The sequence below is a fragment of the Rhodoferax sp. LS1P39 genome (assembly GCF_056521425.1).
Map to the genome: position 1 here is coordinate 169,052 of NZ_JBWMAV010000002.1, position 15,986 is coordinate 185,037.

Consider the following 15,986-nt stretch of genomic DNA (forward strand, 5'->3'; position numbering starts at 1 on the left):
GGTTCACTCCATTCACCCTCCAGAAAATGTCTGACAACAACACCAATCCCGACCACCAGCCCCTGGACGGCATGGCCCCCGCCGACGAGCAAGCGACCAGCGACGTGGAAGCGCTGGCCATGGCCCAGGCCGAACTGGCTGCCCTGAAAGCCAAAAGCGCCGATCTGGCCGACCAGTTCCTGCGCGCCAAGGCCGATGCCGAAAACGCCCGCCGCCGCGCCGAAGACGACATCGCCAAGGCCCGCAAGTTCAGCCTGGAAAGCTTTGCCGAGAGCCTGTTGCCCGTGGCCGACAGCCTGGAAGCCGGCCTGGCCATCAAGGACGGCACGCCCGCCCAGATCCGCGAAGGTGCCGAAGCCACCCTGCGCCAGCTCAAAAGCGCGCTGGAACGCAACAAGGTGATCGAGATCGCCCCCGCGGCTGGCACCAAGTTCGACCCGCACCAGCACCAGGCCATCAGCGTGGTGCCTGCCGAGCAGGAAGCCAACACCGTGGTCAGCGTGCTGCAAAAGGGCTATTTGATCTCGGAGCGCGTGCTGCGCCCGGCCCTGGTCACGGTTACCGCACCTAAATAAATAAAAAGCGCAGGGATTTCAATCACCCCACTCTTGAAGTGGCGAAAGTAATCCGCACCTTGAACGCATCAGGGCTTTGCTTGAAGCCCGCACCATTTACACAAATCTAAGGACGAAATCATGGGAAGAATTATTGGCATTGACTTGGGCACCACCAACAGCTGCGTTTCCGTCATGGAAGGCAATGTGCCCCGCGTGATCGAAAACGCCGAAGGCGCACGCACTACGCCGTCCATCGTGGCCTACCAGGAAGACGGCGAAGTGCTGGTCGGCGCATCCGCCAAGCGCCAGGCGGTTACCAACCCCAAGAACACGCTGTACGCCGTCAAGCGTTTGATCGGCCGCAAGTTCACCGAAAAAGAAGTCCAGAAAGACATCGACCTGATGCCTTACACCATCGTGGCTGCCGACAACGGCGATGCCTGGGTGCAAGTGCGCGGCAACAAGATTTCGGCCCAGCAGGTTAGCGCCGACATTCTGCGCAAGATGAAGAAGACCGCCGAAGACTACCTGGGCGAAGCCGTCACCGAAGCCGTGATCACCGTGCCCGCGTACTTCAACGACGCACAGCGCCAGGCCACCAAGGACGCAGGCCGCATCGCCGGTCTGGACGTGAAGCGCATCATCAACGAACCCACCGCAGCGGCCCTGGCTTTTGGCCTGGACAAGCACGAAAAGGGCGACCGCAAGATTGCGGTGTATGACCTGGGCGGCGGCACGTTCGACGTGTCCATCATCGAGATCGCCGATGTCGATGGCGAAAAGCAATTCGAAGTGCTGTCCACCAACGGCGACACCTTCCTGGGTGGCGAAGACTTTGACCAGCGCATCATCGACTTCATCATTGCCGAGTTCAAGAAAGAATCCGGCGTGGACTTGTCCAAGGACGTGCTAGCCCTGCAGCGCCTGAAGGAAGCCGCTGAAAAGGCCAAGATCGAGCTGTCCAACAGCGCATCCACCGACATCAACCTGCCCTACGTGACAGCCGATGCCTCCGGCCCCAAGCACCTGAACATCAAGCTCAGCCGCTCCAAGCTCGAAGCCCTGGTCGAAGAATTGATCGAACGCACCATCGCCCCCTGCCGCACCGCCATCAAGGATGCGGGTGTGAGCGTAGCCGACATCCATGACGTGATTCTGGTCGGCGGCATGACCCGTATGCCCAAGGTGCAAGAGAAGGTGAAGGAATTCTTCGGCAAGGAACCCCGCAAGGACGTGAACCCCGACGAAGCCGTGGCCGTTGGTGCTGCCATCCAGGGCCAGGTTTTGAGCGGCGACCGCAAGGACGTGCTGCTGCTGGACGTGACCCCTCTGTCCCTGGGTATCGAAACCCTGGGCGGCGTGATGACCAAGATGATCGTCAAGAACACGACCATCCCCACCAAGTTTGCCCAGACCTTCTCCACTGCCGACGACAACCAGCCCGCCGTGACCATCAAGGTGTTCCAGGGCGAGCGCGAAATCGCCAACGTCAACAAGCTGCTGGGTGAGTTCAACCTCGAAGGCATCCCACCGGCAGCGCGTGGCACGCCACAGATCGAAGTGTCGTTCGACATCGATGCCAACGGCATCCTGCACGTCGGCGCGAAAGACAAGGGCACCGGCAAGGAAAACAAGGTCACCATCAAGGCCAACTCGGGTCTGTCGGAAGCCGAAATCCAGCAAATGGTGAAAGATGCCGAGCTGAACGCCGCCGACGACAAGAAGAAGCTGGAACTGGTGCAAGCCCGTAACCAGGGCGAAGCCAGCGTGCACAGCGTCAAGAAGAGCCTGACCGAGTACGGCGACAAGATCGAAGCGGCCGAGAAGGAAAGCATCGAAGCCGCCATCAAGGCACTGGAAGAAGTCTTGAAGGGCGAAGACAAAGCCGCCATCGACGAGAAGAACACCGCCCTGATGACCGTCAGCCAGAAGCTGGGCGAGAAGATGTACGCCGACATGCAAGCCAAGCAGGCCGCCGACGAAGCCGCCGCCGGTGGTGCCGCCCCGGAAGCCGAAGCCGCCAAGGCCGCTGACGACAACGTGGTCGATGCCGAAGTGAAAGAAGTCAAAAAGGGCTAACTGACTAGCCGCAGGCTTGATCAAACCCGCGCCGCGCCCGGCTGGTCCTTGACAGGACTTCCGGCGCGGCTTTTTGCGTAACGGGCTATCCGGCCCCACCCCGATCGCCGTAGTGAGAAAGTGATGGCAGCATGAGCAAACGAGATTATTACGAAGCCCTCGGCGTTCCCAAGAACGCCTCCGAGGAAGAAATCAAGAAGGCCTATCGCAAGCTGGCGATGAAGCACCACCCGGACCGCAACCAGGGTGATTCGGCCAAGGGTGCCGAAGACAAGTTCAAGGAAATCAAGGAAGCCTATGAAATGCTGAGCGACGCGCAAAAACGCGCCGCCTACGACCAGCATGGCTTTGCCGGTGTCGACCCGAACATGCGCGGCGGCCCCGGGGCCGAAGGCTTTGCGGGCGGTGGCTTTGCCGAGGCCTTTGGCGATATTTTTGGCGACATGTTCGGCCAAAGCCGGGGTGGCCGGGGCGGTGGCCGCCAGGTGTTCCGGGGTGCTGACCTCAGCTACGCCATGGAAGTCACGCTGGAAGAAGCCGCACGCGGCAAGGAAGCGCAGATCCGCATCCCCACCTGGGAAGCCTGCGACACCTGCCACGGCAGTGGTGCCAAACCCGGCACCCAGGCCAAAACCTGCGGCACCTGCGCGGGCCAGGGCACGGTGCAGATGCGCCAAGGCTTCTTCAGCGTGCAGCAAACCTGCCCCACCTGCCGTGGCTCGGGCAAGGTCATTCCCGACCCCTGCACCGCCTGCAGCGGCCAGGGCAAGGTCAAAAAGCAAAAAACGCTGGAAGTCAAGATCCCCGCCGGTATCGACGACGGCATGCGCATCCGCAGCGTGGGCAATGGCGAGCCGGGCTCGAACGGTGGCCCCTCGGGCGACCTGTACATCGAGATCCGCACCAAGAAGCACGACATCTTTGAGCGCGACGGCGGCGACCTGCACTGCTCGGTGCCGGTGAGCTTCATCACCGCCGCCCTGGGTGGCGAGATCGAGGTGCCCACCTTGTCCGGCAAAGCCGCCATCGACATCCCCGAAGGCACGCAAGCGGGCAAGCAGTTCCGCCTGCGCGGCAAGGGCATCAAGGGCGTACGCGACAGCTCGCCCGGCGACCTGTACTGCCACATCACGGTGGAAACCCCGGTCAAGCTCACCGAACACCAGCGCAAGCTGATGCGCGAACTGGAAGAGTCGTTCAAAAAGGGCGGCGGCAAGCACTCGCCCACCGGCGACAGCTGGACGGACAAGCTCAAGAAGTTCTTCGCATAAGCTGAGCTTGCGTTGATTCAAAGCCCCTGGGTGTTTGCGCCCAGGGGCTTTTTCCATGGCGGGGCTAAAAACTCTTTTGCTACTTCTTTGGTAGCTGCTCGCGCCCGTTCCATCAGCACGAGCGGCCTATTTCTTATAAAAATGCTGTAGTGCTTCGGTAGGGAACTGGCAGCGCCCGCTTATAGTTGAAGCTTTGCCAGCCGCAAGGACATCGCCATGAAAACCAAAGCCGCCGTCGCCTGGAAAGCAGGCTCCCCCCTGACCATAGAAACCGTGGACCTGGACGGCCCCAAATTCGGCGAAGTGCTGGTCGAGATCAAGGCCACCGGCATCTGCCACACCGACTACTACACCCTATCCGGTGCCGACCCCGAAGGCATCTTCCCCGCCATCCTGGGCCACGAAGGCGCAGGCATCGTGGTCGATGTCGGCCCTGGCGTGACGACGCTCCAAAAGGGCGACCACGTCATCCCCCTGTACACCCCCGAATGCCGCCAGTGCAAGTTCTGCCTGAGCCGTAAAACGAATCTGTGCCAACTCATCCGTGGCACCCAGGGCAAAGGCCTGATGCCCGATGCCACCAGCCGCTTCAGCCTGGATGGCAAACCCATCTTCCACTACATGGGCACCTCCACCTTCAGCAACTACACCGTCGCCCCGGAGATCAGCCTGGCCAAGATCCGCAAGGACGCACCGTTTGACAAGGTCTGCTACATCGGCTGCGGTGTCACCACCGGCATCGGTGCCGTGCTGTTCACCGCCAAGGTCGAAGCTGGGGCCAACGTGGTGGTGTTCGGCCTGGGCGGCATCGGCCTGAACGTCATCCAGGGCGCCAAGATGGTGGGTGCCGACAAGATCATCGGCGTGGACATCAACCCCGAGCGCCAAGCCATGGCCCGCCAGTTCGGTATGACGCACTTCATCAACCCCAAGGAAGTCCCCAACGTTGTCGATGCCATCGTGCAACTCACCGACGGCGGAGCCGACTACAGCTTCGAGTGCATAGGCAACACCCAGGTGATGCGCCAGGCGCTGGAATGCACCCACAAGGGCTGGGGCCGCAGCATCATCATCGGCGTGGCCGAAGCCGGGGCAGAGATCAGCACCCGGCCGTTCCAGCTGGTCACAGGCCGCAAATGGGAAGGCTCGGCCTTTGGTGGGGCACGCGGGCGCACCGATGTGCCGAAGATTGTGGACTGGTACATGGAGGGCAAGATCAGCATCGACCCGCTGATCACCCACACCATGCCACTGGAAGATATCAACAAGGGGTTTGATTTGATGAAGAGTGGTGAATCGATTCGCGGTGTGGTGCTGTTCTGATGGCCAAGCTCACTACCCTCTCAGAGCACGCCTGCTTTGACGGCATCCAGACCTTCTACCAGCACGACTCTTCGGAGATCGGCCTGCCCATGCGTTTCGCGGTGTACATGCCGCCCGGTGCGACGGGCCCGGTGCCCGCCCTGCTCTACCTGGCAGGCCTGACCTGCAACGAAGAAACCTTCATGACCAAGGCCGGGGCGCAGCAGTACGCCGCGCAACTGGGCATCGCCCTGATCGCACCCGACACCGGGCCGCGCGGTGCCAACGTACCGGGCGAGTCCGACAGCTGGGACTTTGGCCTGGCCGCCAGCTTCTACATCGATGCGACCGAAGCCCCCTGGTCCACCCACTACCGCATGGAAAGCTACCTTATCCAAGAGCTGCTACCCCTGCTGGTGGAAGAGCTGGCCATCGACCCCGAGCGCATCGGCATCTTCGGCCATTCAATGGGCGGGCATGGCGCGCTGACGCTGGCACTGAAATACCCGGGCCTGTTCAAGTCGGTATCGGCCTTTGCGCCCATCTGCGCGCCCACCCAGTGCGCCTGGGGACAAAAGGCCTTCACCGGCTACCTGGGTTCCGACAACACGCCCTGGCCCGCGCACGATGCTGTGTTCCTGATGGCTGCCAAGACCGCTGCGCCCTACCCCCACGGCATCCTGATCGACCAGGGCCTGGCCGACAAGTTTCTGGCCCCGCAGCTCAACCCGCACATCTTTGAAGCCGCCTGCCAGGCCGTCAACCAGCCGCTGCTGCTGCGCCGCCACACCGGCTACGACCACGGCTACTATTTCATCAGCAGCTTCATGGCCGACCACATGGCACACCATGCCACCGCGTTGGGACTGATCGCACCCGAAACAACTACCCCGAACCTGCCGTAAAGCGTTGCGTCAGGCGCTCTTCGTCTCGTCAAACCCGTAACGGGTATGCGCCAGGGCCATCACCTCGCGTGGCGGCGTGGCTTTGAGGCGGTGGTCGCTCCACACCTGTCGCCAGCGCCGCGCGCCCGGCAGGCCGTGGCGCAGGCCCAGCATGTGGCGGGCAATGCTGTACCAGCCCGTGCCCTGCTCGGCGGCCATGCGTTCCATGTAGACGACCATCTGCTCCTCGATGCTTTCGCGCGTGGCCTCGCTAGGTGCCGCGCCGAAAAACGCCGCGTCCCAACCGGCCAGAAACCAGGGGTTGTGGTAGGCCTCACGCCCCACCATCACACCGTCGAGCTGGGTCAACTGCTCGGCAATCTGGTCCTCGGTGGTGAAGCCGCCATTGATGGAGAAAGTGAGCACCGGGAAGTCTTGTTTAAGCCGGTGCACCAGTTCGTAACGCAGCGGCGGGATCTCGCGGTTCTCTTTGGGTGACAGGCCTTTGAGCCAGGCATTGCGGGCGTGCACGATAAAGGTGCTGCAGCCGCCTTCGGCCACCGTGCCCACAAAGTCGCGCACAAACCCATAACTCTCGGTCTTGTCCACGCCAATGCGGTGCTTCACCGTCACCGGAATATCCACCGCGTCGCGCATGGCCCGTACGCAGTCGGCCACCAGCTGCGGCTCGGCCATCAAACAGGCCCCGAACGCGCCACGCTGCACCCGCTCGCTAGGGCAGCCGCAGTTGATGTTGATCTCGTCGTAACCCCACTCCTCGCCTAACTTGGCGCAGCGGGCCAGGTCCGCCGGTTCGCTGCCGCCCAGTTGCAAGGCGACCGGGTACTCTTCGGCATTGAAGCGCAGATGGCGGGGCACGTCGCCATGCAGCAGCGCGCCGGTGGTCACCATCTCGGTGTAGAGCAAGGTGTGGCGCGACAGCAGGCGGTGCAGGTAGCGGCAATGGGCGTCGGTCCAGTCCATCATCGGGGCGACGGAGACGCGGTGGGATAAGAAGGTCATCCAGCAATTATCCCAGTCTGGTCTTGGCCCCTCCAGACCGCACCGGTATGCCAGTCGCCCATCTGCACCAGGTCCCACCGAGTCCGGTATCCAGCGCGCGGCTACCGGGAACTAAAGATTTCGAGCCATGAAAACCAGATACCTTTTAGGCCCTTGGCGCTTATTCAATGTGCGCAAGCAGCTATTTTTTAGATAGCAATTAAGACTGCACACCTCGAGGGGAATGGTCGTTAGTGGTAGCCGAATGTGCTACTACAAGACCCGGTCCGGTTGTGACCCCGGCCCGGTTCGCGGCTGAGGACCATGGAGGCTTGGATGCTTTTTAGACCTCTACCGCCCATGGAATGAGATGGCCCTAGGCTTGGGGCTTGAGGTCGAAAACCAGGCAGGTAGTGGTTGCATGCGCGTACAAAGTGCCGTCCGGACCATACAGGCGTGCTTCGGCGGTGGCGAGTTGGCGGCCGCAGTGGATAACTTTGCCCTCGGCACGAATCCGCTGGACTTTGGTGCCAATGGCCTTGACCAGGTTTACACCCAGCTCGGCAGTGGTGTAGCCGCGCCCAGCCTGCATCATGGTGTGCACGGCGCAGCCTAATGCCGAGTCCAGTAACGTGGCGTACCAACCTCCGTGGATGCTGCCCATGGGGTTGAGATGGGAGGGGCCTGGCGTGCCCTGGAAAAGCGCGTGCCCTTCAGACACTTCCATGATGGTGAAGTCCAGCGTTTTGCCGATGGCGGCGTAGGGTAATTCGCCACGCAACATGGCCTGCAATTGCTCCAGGCCGCTAAGAGTGGCGATCTGATCCAGGCGGGCCACGCCAGGGCCGGGGCCCGCGCTCAAACGTGCCAATACAGCGGCCTCTTCGGCTAGCCACGCGTCCAGCGTCGAAAGTTGGGTTATGGCTTTCACGGGAACTCCTTGGTCAAACCTAAAAATCACTAAAGGTGGAATGGCGATGGGCGGGCAGCGAGCTTGGGTTCAACACCCTGCAGTACCCACGGCCTACAACGCAATGGTTAACCCAGCAGAGTGCCTTCTACAAACGCCGCGATGTGGCGGGCCCAAGCCCCAGGATACCGATCCGTGGAGCGCGGAGTCAATGAGCACGGATCAGGTCTTGCAATAGCGTATTCCACTACCACCAGCGTTGACTCCCAGCCAGGTACAGAGTCTTGATTGCTATCCAAAAAATAGCTGCTTGCGCCCAATCCATAGGCGGTAGAGAGCCAAAAAGCATTGAACTCTCCCCGACACAAGCCCACAAAATTCCTCAGGGCTTGAAATGCCCGTTCAACTGGTAGCGCGCCCCAGGGTGTACCTGGCGCGCCAGGGTGATGGGCACGTCGGCGTTGGCGGTTTTGCGCAGCACCACCAGGCAGGGGGCGCTGGGGGGGATGCACAAGAGTTCGGCCTCTTTCGCGGTGGGCAGGCTGGCCTCTACCGCGTACTGCGCCTCCCACAGCGGGGCCACGGTGCGCAGGTAGTAGGTGGGCGAGAGCTGGGTGAAGTCGTTGTGCAGGTAGTCGGGCGCGCAGGCAGGGTTGACGTAACGGTCTTCGCACTGCATGGGCACGTCGTTTTCAAAATGCACCAGCAGGGTGTGGAAAACGCGCGTGCCGGGGGCCAGGCGAAACGGCTGGGCAATGGTCTCGGGGCAAGGCTCTTCCTGCGCCAGGTGCACCACGGCGTGGTGGCGGTGGCCGCGCGCGGCAATTTCCTGCTGCAGGTCGTGGATGGTCAGGTTGGACGATACCGCGCCCAGGTGCGCGGCGAAGGTGCCCACGCCCTGTAGGCGGGTCACCAGGCCTTCGGCCTGCAGCTCGCGCAGGGCGCGGCTCACCGTCATGCGGCTGACCTGGAACTGCGCCACCAGCTCGGGCTCGGACGGCATCAGGCTGCCCGGCGGCCAGCGGCCTTGTGACAGCTCTTTTTTCAGATGCGCCTTGACCCGTGCGAACGGTGCCTGGTTGGCGGGTTCGGAGGAAGCCAGCGGCGAGTGTCGAAGAAAGACCATGTGTAAATTGTAGTTGTACGTGGTTGACTAGCCATGTCTACACAAGTACAGTTGCAGCCATTATTTGACGAAAGCGAGACCCCCATGCTGATCACCCCCGGCCTCCTCACCCTGGAGCAACTCCAACGCATCCATGCCAGCATCACCCCCCTGGAGCTGGACCCCGCCTGCCGCGACGGCATCCGCGCCAGCGCGGCTCTGGTGCAGGCCGCTGCCGATGGCGATGCGCCTGTGTATGGGGTCAACACCGGCTTTGGCAAGCTGGCCAACCAGCGCATCAGCAAGGCGCAACTAGCCACGCTGCAGCTCAACCTGATCCGCTCGCACAGCGTGGGCGTGGGCGAGCCGCTGGCCGCGCCCATCGTGCGGCTGATGCTGGCCACCAAGGCCGCCAGCCTGGCGCGTGGCCACTCCGGCGTGCGCGAGGTGGTGGTGGATACCCTGCTGGCGGTGCACAACGCCGGGCTGGTACCGCATGTACCGTCGCAGGGTTCGGTGGGTGCGTCGGGCGACCTGGCCCCGCTGGCGCACATGACGCTGGCGCTGCTGGGCGAAGGCGAAATGTGGGTTGATGGCCAGCGCATGGCCGCCGCAGATGCCCTGGCGCAGGCCGGTATTGCACCGCTGACGCTCGGCCCCAAGGAAGGCCTGGCGCTGATCAACGGCACCCAGACCTCGGCGGCGCTAGCCCTGCACGGGCTGTTTATCTTTGAGCCGGTGCTGGAAGCGGCACTGTTGATCGGAGCCCTGTCGGTGGAGGCCGCACGCGGCAGCGACGGCCCGTTCGACCCGCGCATCCACGCGCTGCGCGGCCAGCCCGGCCAGATCGACGTGGCCCGCTACTACCGCGCCCTGCTGGCGGGCAGCGCCATCCGCCAATCGCACGCCACCGGCGACGACCGTGTGCAAGACCCGTATTCGCTGCGCTGCCAGCCGCAAGTGGTAGGTGCCTGCCTGGACCAGTTGCGCCACGCCAGCCGCATCTTGCTGATCGAAGCCAATGCGGTGACCGACAACCCGCTGGTGTTTGCGGAAGACGGCGTGATGGTCTCTGGAGGGAATTTCCACGCCGAACCCGTCGCCCTGGCCGCCGATGGCATGGCCCTGGCAATTGCCGAAGTCGGCGCAATTTCCGAGCGGCGCATCGCCATGCTGATCGACAGCAGTGTCTCGCGCCTACCGCCGTTTTTGACGGCCGATGCCGGGCTGCACAGCGGCTTCATGATCATGCACGTCACCGCTGCCTCGCTGGCTTCCGAGAACAAATCCCTGGCCCACCCGGCCAGCGTAGACAGCCTGCCCACCAGCGCCAACCAGGAAGACCATGTGTCCATGGCCACCTTCGCCGCACGCCGCCTGCAGGCCATGGTGAGCAACACGGCGCACATTCTGGCGATCGAATGGCTGGCCGCGGCCCAGGGCATCGACTTCTTGCGGCCCTTGACCAGCTCGGCCCCGCTGGAGCTGCTGCACGCCGCCCTGCGCGACCACATCCCCCGCATGGACCACGACCGCTACTTCGCACCCGACATCGCCCATGCCACCGAAATGGTGCGCAGCGGCGCCATCAGCGGCATTTTCCGCACCCTGCCCGGCCTACCTGCGCTATGGACCGCAATTTGAGCAACCGACCGTTGGCGCGCGGGTAACATGCCGAGACCCAAAGATGGAGGAGCATCCGCACCATGGTTTCCAGCAACAGCCTCCGGCTCCCCCGCGCAACGCCTGCGTTCGCCAAAATAAGCCAACAGGCTGCCTGTGCCGCAGCCGTCCTGGCACTGGTCGGGTGCGGCTCCACGCCCCTGCCGCCGTGGCAGTCCTTCCCCGCCGTACTGGCCCCCCGGCCCGCAACGACACCGGCCACGCCCGCTGCGGCTGCCCCTGCTCCCGCCGTCACCCAACCCGTTGCGCAAGCCAGCGTCAGCCCCAGCGATGCGCCAGCGGCCACCGCAGTCGGCGCACCCTACAGCGCCGCCGTGGCGGCCCGTTTCCCCGACCCGTCCACGGTGTACAGCACGCCGGGCCTGCAGCCGGGGCGCACCGGCTTCACCACCAATGCCGAAGTGGCCGCCTGGCTGGCCCAGCTGAGCAACAAGCCCAGCCGCAACGTGCAGGCCAGCGTGCTGCGCGTCGGCTATTCGCAACAGGGCGTGCCATTAGAGGCCCTGCTGCTGACACGGGCCAGCAGCCCGGATGCCCCTACCATCCTCGCCACCGGGCGGCCGTTGGTGCTGATCGTGGCGCAGCAGCACGGCAACGAGCCTGCGGGTAGCGAGGCTGCCCTGGTGGTGGCGCGTGAGCTGGCCCAGGGCCTGCTGGAGCCGCTGCTGGACAAGCTCAACGTGCTGGTCGTGCCGCGGGCCAACCCCGACGGGGCCGCCGCCAACCAGCGCACCACGGCCAACGGCATCGACATGAACCGCGACCACCTGCTGCTCAACAGCCCCGAGGCCCGCGCCCTGGCCCAGCTGGGCCGCGACTACCAGCCCACGGTGGTGCTGGACGCACACGAGTACACCGTGGTGGGCCGCTACCTGCAAAAGTTTGGCACCGTCCAGAAGTTCGATGCCCTGCTGCAGTACGCCATGGCGGCCAATGTGCCGCCGTTTTTGACCCGCGCTTCGGAAGAGTGGTACCGCCGCCCGGTGGTGGCCGCGCTCAAGTCGCAAAACCTGAGCAGCGAGTGGTACTACACCACCTCCACCGACATCGACGACCACGTGGTCTCCATGGGCGGCACCCAGCCCGACACCGGGCGCAACGTCAACGGCCTGAAGAATTCCGTCAGCATGCTGATCGAAACCCGGGGCGTGGGCATTGGCCGCCTGCACCTCCAGCGCCGGGTGCACACCCAGGTCACCGCCATGGTCAGCATGCTGCAAAGCACTGCCACCCGGGCTGAGCAGATGGGCCAGTTGCGCTCGTTCATCGAGCGCGAAGTCAGCAGCCAGGCCTGCCGCGGCCAGGCGGTGGTGGAGGCCGGCCCCACCCCCGCCCAGTACGACCTGGCCATGCTGGACCCCACCACCGGGGCCGACAAAAAGGTCTCGGTGGACTGGAATTCGGCGCTGGAGCTGCAAACCGTCAAGGCGCGCGCCCGGCCTTGCGGCTACTGGCTATCGGCTGCAGCCACCGCTGCGGTGGACCGGCTGCAACTGCTGGGCGTGCAGGTGATGCGGGTGGTGGATGGCGGATCGGTGCGGGGCGAGCTGTACCGCGCCACCGGCCAGAGCAGCGGCGCGCGGCAAGACGTGCGCGGCAGCATTGCCGATGCCCAGCCCATCAACCTGACCCAGGTCGAGCTGGTGCGCAGCCTGGTGGATACCCCACAGGGAAGCTATTACGTGCCGCTGGGCCAACCCCTGGCCAACCTGGTGCTGGCCGCGCTGGAGCCCGACACGCAAAACAGCTATTTTGCCAACCACATCCTGGCCAACCTGAATGACACCGCCCGGGTGCTGGCCGAACCCACGGGTGCGCTGGAGAAGCTGCCTTAGGCGATTTCAGGATTTTGGGCCTTTTTTAAGGCACGAAATCGGCATCCCGTGCTTATTCCATCAGCGTGACAAGCTCCTATTTTTATAGTTAAAAACAGGAGCATTCCTTCTCAAGGAGCAGGCTCTGGCAGCGGGGCCGCCTTGGGCTTGGTGCGGGCGGCGTTGCGCTTGTCGATAGCAGCCTTGTGGTCGGCGGCTTCCTGCAGCTTTTTGGCATAGCGCGCGGGCTCATCGGCGGCCTCGGCGGCGCGGCGGGCGCGGGCGGCCTGCTCTTCCTGGGCTTTGCGGGCCTTGCTCTCGGCAGTGGCTTTGCGCGCGGCCTGGGCCTGGGCGGCCTCGGCTGCGTCATACGGTTTACGCGGCTCGGCAGGGGTGCGCACCGGTGCGGATGCCTTGGTGCGCGGGGTGGCGGTGCCCACGGCCACCGGGGGGCCGTCTTTGGCGGCGGCGGCTTGCTCCATGCGCTGCAACTGCTCTGCGCCCTTGCGCTTGCGCTCGGCATCGTTGAGCGCGATTTCCTGGCGGCGCAAATCGGCCATATCGACCCGGCGGCGGGCGCGGCTTTCATCGCGGCAGTCGTTGACCGCAAACTTCTGGAAGCAGGCGGCTTCTTCTTCGGCAAAGCGCTGCTCGATCCGCTTGCGCTCGGCATCGATACGGGCCTGCTCGGCGGCCACGTGCAGGCCGCCATCGGCCACCTGCGCCAGCACCGAGGTGCTGGCAAACAGGCACCAGAGGCTTATCCAATATTTGTTCATGTCAGATGGGTGTCCACAATGCGCCGTTCCAGCGCTAAAAATTCAACCGACTGCATCTCGTTCAGGCGCGACACGGTGCGCGGGAACTCGTGCGCCATCGGGCCCTCGGTGTACAACTCTTCAGGGGGTACGGCGGCGGATAGGATGAGCTTGACCCGGCGGTCGTACAGCACATCCACCAGCCAGGTGAAGCGCCGCGCGGGTGAGGCCATGTTGACCCCCATGGCAGGCACATTGCTCAGCAGCACGGTATGGAACTGGCTGGCCATTTCCAGGTAGTCGTTTTGCGAGCGCGGGCCGCCGCACAGGGTTTGGAAGTCAAACCACACCACGCCACCGGCCTTGCGCCGGGCCTGGATCTCGCGGGCTTCGATGTGCAGCACCGGGTCTTCGTCCTGGGTTTCGGCCAGGCGGGTGAAGGCCTCGGCCATCTCCAGATCAGCCTGCGGGCCCAGGGGGGTGTGGTAGATCTTGACCTGCTCCAGCGTGCGGCTACGGTAGTCGGTGCCGTTGTCCACGCTCAGCACTTCCAGCTTTTCATTCAGCAGCGCGATGGCGGGCAGGATGCGGTCGCGGTGCAGGCCGTTGGGGTAGAGGTCGTCGGGCTTGAAATTGGAGGTGGTGACAAAGCCCACGCCGTTGGCAAACAGCGCGTCCAGCAGGCGGTGCAGAATCATCGCGTCGGTGATGTCGGCCACGTGGAATTCATCAAAGCAGATCAGCTTGTAGCGCTTGGCCATGCGTGCGCCCAGCTCGTCCAGCGGGTTCACCGTGCCCTGCAGGTCGGCCAGCTCGCGGTGCACTTCGCGCATGAATTCATGGAAATGCAGCCGGGTCTTGCGCTTCAGCGGCACGGCGTTGAAGAAGCAGTCCATCAAAAAGCTCTTGCCCCGCCCTACCCCGCCGTACATGTACACGCCGCGCGGAATCTCGGGCCGGAAGATGAGCTTTTTGAAGCTGTTGGAACGCTTTTCTTTGTACGCGGCCCACTCGGTGGCGCAGCGCTCCAAGGCATCGACGGCGCGCAACTGCGCCGGGTCGGCGGTGTAACCGCGCTGGGCCAGTTCGGCCTCGTAGGCTGCTTTAACGCTCAAAGAGAAACACTCCCGTTACTACAAATTAAATAGCTGCTAGCGCTTATGGAATAAGCGGTAGCAGCTATTTTTACATCTAATCTGGATTAGAAGTTCAGGGTGCGCTTGTCCACCGCCAAAGCGGCTTCCTTGGTGGACTCGCTCAAGGATGGATGCGCGTGGCAGATGCGGGCGATGTCCTCGGCGCTGGCGCGGAATTCCATCGCCATCACGCATTCGGCGATCAGCTCGCTGGCCTGCGGGCCCACGATGTGCACGCCCAGGATTTCGTCCGTCACTGCATCGGCCAGCATCTTCACCATGCCGGTGGTGTCACCCAGCGCACGCGCACGGCCATTGGCCAGGAACGGGAAGCTGCCCGCCTTGTAGGCCTTGCCCGCGGCCTTGAGCTGCTGCTCGGTCTGGCCGACCCAGGCGATTTCGGGGTTGGTGTAGATCACCCACGGCACGGTGTTGAAGTTGACATGGCCGTGCTGGCCGGCAATGCGCTCGGCCACGGCAACGCCCTCTTCCTCGGCTTTGTGCGCCAGCATGGGGCCGCGCACCACGTCGCCAATCGCCCACACATTGGGCAGGTTGGTTTTGCAGTCGCCGTCCACCACAATCGCGCCGCGCTCGTCCAGCGCCAGCTCGACCACGTCCGCACCCAAACCAATGGTATTGGGCACGCGGCCAATGGAGACGATGAGCTTGTCCACGTCCAGCGTTTGGGCTTCGCCCTTGGCATCGGTGTAGGCAATGCTCACGCCCTTCTTGGCCTTCTTGATCTCGCCGACCTTCACGCCCAGGTTGATCTTCAGGCCTTGCTTGTCGAAAGCCTTTTTAGCTTCCTTGGCGATCTGCTCGTCCACCGCGCCCAGGAAAGTCGGCAGACCTTCGAGGATGGTGACCTCAGAGCCCAGGCGGCGCCAGACCGAGCCCATCTCCAGGCCGATCACGCCGGAGCCGATCAGGCCCAGCTTCTTGGGCACCGCGCCGATGCGCAATGCGCCGTCGTTGGACAGGATGTATTCCTCGTCAAACGGCGTGCCGGGCAAGGGGCGGGCGTTGGAGCCGGTGGCGATCACGATGTGCTTGCCGACCAGCGACTCTTCGCCGACCTTGATGGCATAGCCGCCGTCTACCGCCGCCACGAACGAGCCGCGGCCATGGAAGAAGGTGATCTTGTTCTTCTTGAACAGGTACTGGATGCCGTCGTTGTTCTGCTTGACCACGGTGTCCTTGCGGGCGACCATTTTGGCCAGGTCCAGGCTGAGGCCTTTGACCTCGATGCCATGGTCGGCAAAGTGGTGGCCGGCCTGGTCAAAGTGCTCGCTGGACTGCAGCAGCGCCTTGGACGGGATGCAGCCGACGTTGGTACAGGTGCCGCCCAGTGCCGGGCCGCCCTTGGCGTTTTTCCACTCGTCGACACAGGCCACGTTGAAGCCCAGTTGGGCCGCGCGGATGGCGGCGATATAGCCACCAGGGCCGCCGCCGATGACGATCACGTCAAAGTTTTTAGACATG

At 63.7% G+C, this 15,986-nt stretch carries 13 protein-coding genes; 7 read left to right on the forward strand and 6 right to left on the reverse strand.

The features are described from left to right. The first annotated feature begins 26 nt into the window (after positions 1-26). The 5 genes from grpE (at position 27) to fghA (ending at position 6,114) form a co-directional block, all read left to right on the forward strand. Positions 27-575: a nucleotide exchange factor GrpE gene (gene grpE / locus AC097O_RS04130; RefSeq protein ID WP_315240540.1), complete on the forward strand. Its 549-nt coding sequence runs from the start codon at positions 27-29 to the stop codon at positions 573-575. 120 nt (positions 576-695) lie between these two features. After that, positions 696-2,636, forward strand: coding sequence for a molecular chaperone DnaK (gene dnaK / locus AC097O_RS04135; RefSeq protein ID WP_479591613.1), 1,941 nt, complete (start codon positions 696-698; stop codon positions 2,634-2,636). A gap of 131 nt (positions 2,637-2,767) precedes the next feature. Then, positions 2,768-3,907: a molecular chaperone DnaJ gene (gene dnaJ / locus AC097O_RS04140; protein WP_479591614.1), complete on the forward strand. Its 1,140-nt coding sequence runs from the start codon at positions 2,768-2,770 to the stop codon at positions 3,905-3,907. 216 nt (positions 3,908-4,123) lie between these two features. Then, complete coding sequence (locus AC097O_RS04145) at positions 4,124-5,230, forward strand: S-(hydroxymethyl)glutathione dehydrogenase/class III alcohol dehydrogenase (protein ID WP_479591615.1); 1,107 nt, start codon at positions 4,124-4,126, stop codon at positions 5,228-5,230. Further along, positions 5,230-6,114, forward strand: coding sequence for an S-formylglutathione hydrolase (gene fghA / locus AC097O_RS04150; protein WP_479591616.1), 885 nt, complete (start codon positions 5,230-5,232; stop codon positions 6,112-6,114). The genes AC097O_RS04145 and fghA overlap by 1 nt, the downstream gene beginning before the upstream one ends. Before the next feature lie 9 nt (positions 6,115-6,123). On the opposite strand, the gene dusA is transcribed toward fghA, so the two are convergent. The 3 genes from dusA to hutC all read right to left on the reverse strand — a co-directional run bounded on the left by dusA (position 6,124) and on the right by hutC (position 9,131). Then, positions 6,124-7,116, reverse strand: coding sequence for a tRNA dihydrouridine(20/20a) synthase DusA (dusA, locus tag AC097O_RS04155; RefSeq protein WP_479591617.1), 993 nt, complete (start codon positions 7,114-7,116; stop codon positions 6,124-6,126). A 355-nt stretch (positions 7,117-7,471) separates the two neighbouring features. Continuing rightward, positions 7,472-8,017: a PaaI family thioesterase gene (locus AC097O_RS04160; protein ID WP_479592088.1), complete on the reverse strand. Its 546-nt coding sequence runs from the start codon at positions 8,015-8,017 to the stop codon at positions 7,472-7,474. A gap of 370 nt (positions 8,018-8,387) precedes the next feature. After that, positions 8,388-9,131, reverse strand: coding sequence for a histidine utilization repressor (hutC, locus tag AC097O_RS04165; RefSeq protein ID WP_479591618.1), 744 nt, complete (start codon positions 9,129-9,131; stop codon positions 8,388-8,390). An 84-nt stretch (positions 9,132-9,215) separates the two neighbouring features. On the opposite strand from hutC, the gene hutH reads away from it, so the two are divergent. Then, positions 9,216-10,754 carry a histidine ammonia-lyase gene (gene hutH / locus AC097O_RS04170; RefSeq protein ID WP_479591619.1) on the forward strand — a complete coding sequence of 513 codons (1,539 nt, stop codon included), beginning with the start codon at positions 9,216-9,218 and terminating at the stop codon, positions 10,752-10,754. A 62-nt stretch (positions 10,755-10,816) separates the two neighbouring features. Beyond that, a complete protein-coding gene (locus AC097O_RS04175; protein ID WP_479591620.1) occupies positions 10,817-12,628 on the forward strand; it encodes a M14 family metallopeptidase in 1,812 nt (603 codons plus the stop codon). Between the two features lie 110 nt (positions 12,629-12,738). Here the strand turns inward: AC097O_RS04175 and AC097O_RS04180 are convergent, their stop codons facing one another. From AC097O_RS04180 to lpdA, 3 genes are all read right to left on the reverse strand, one after another. Continuing rightward, positions 12,739-13,386, reverse strand: coding sequence for a hypothetical protein (locus tag AC097O_RS04180; RefSeq protein ID WP_479591621.1), 648 nt, complete (start codon positions 13,384-13,386; stop codon positions 12,739-12,741). After that, on the reverse strand, positions 13,383-14,480 hold the full coding sequence (gene zapE, locus AC097O_RS04185) for a cell division protein ZapE (RefSeq protein ID WP_479591622.1): 1,098 nt from the start codon (positions 14,478-14,480) through the stop codon (positions 13,383-13,385). Before zapE ends, AC097O_RS04180 begins: the two co-directional genes overlap by 4 nt. A gap of 86 nt (positions 14,481-14,566) precedes the next feature. Next, complete coding sequence (gene lpdA / locus AC097O_RS04190; RefSeq protein WP_479591623.1) at positions 14,567-15,985, reverse strand: dihydrolipoyl dehydrogenase; 1,419 nt, start codon at positions 15,983-15,985, stop codon at positions 14,567-14,569. Between the last annotated feature and the right edge of the window lies 1 nt (position 15,986).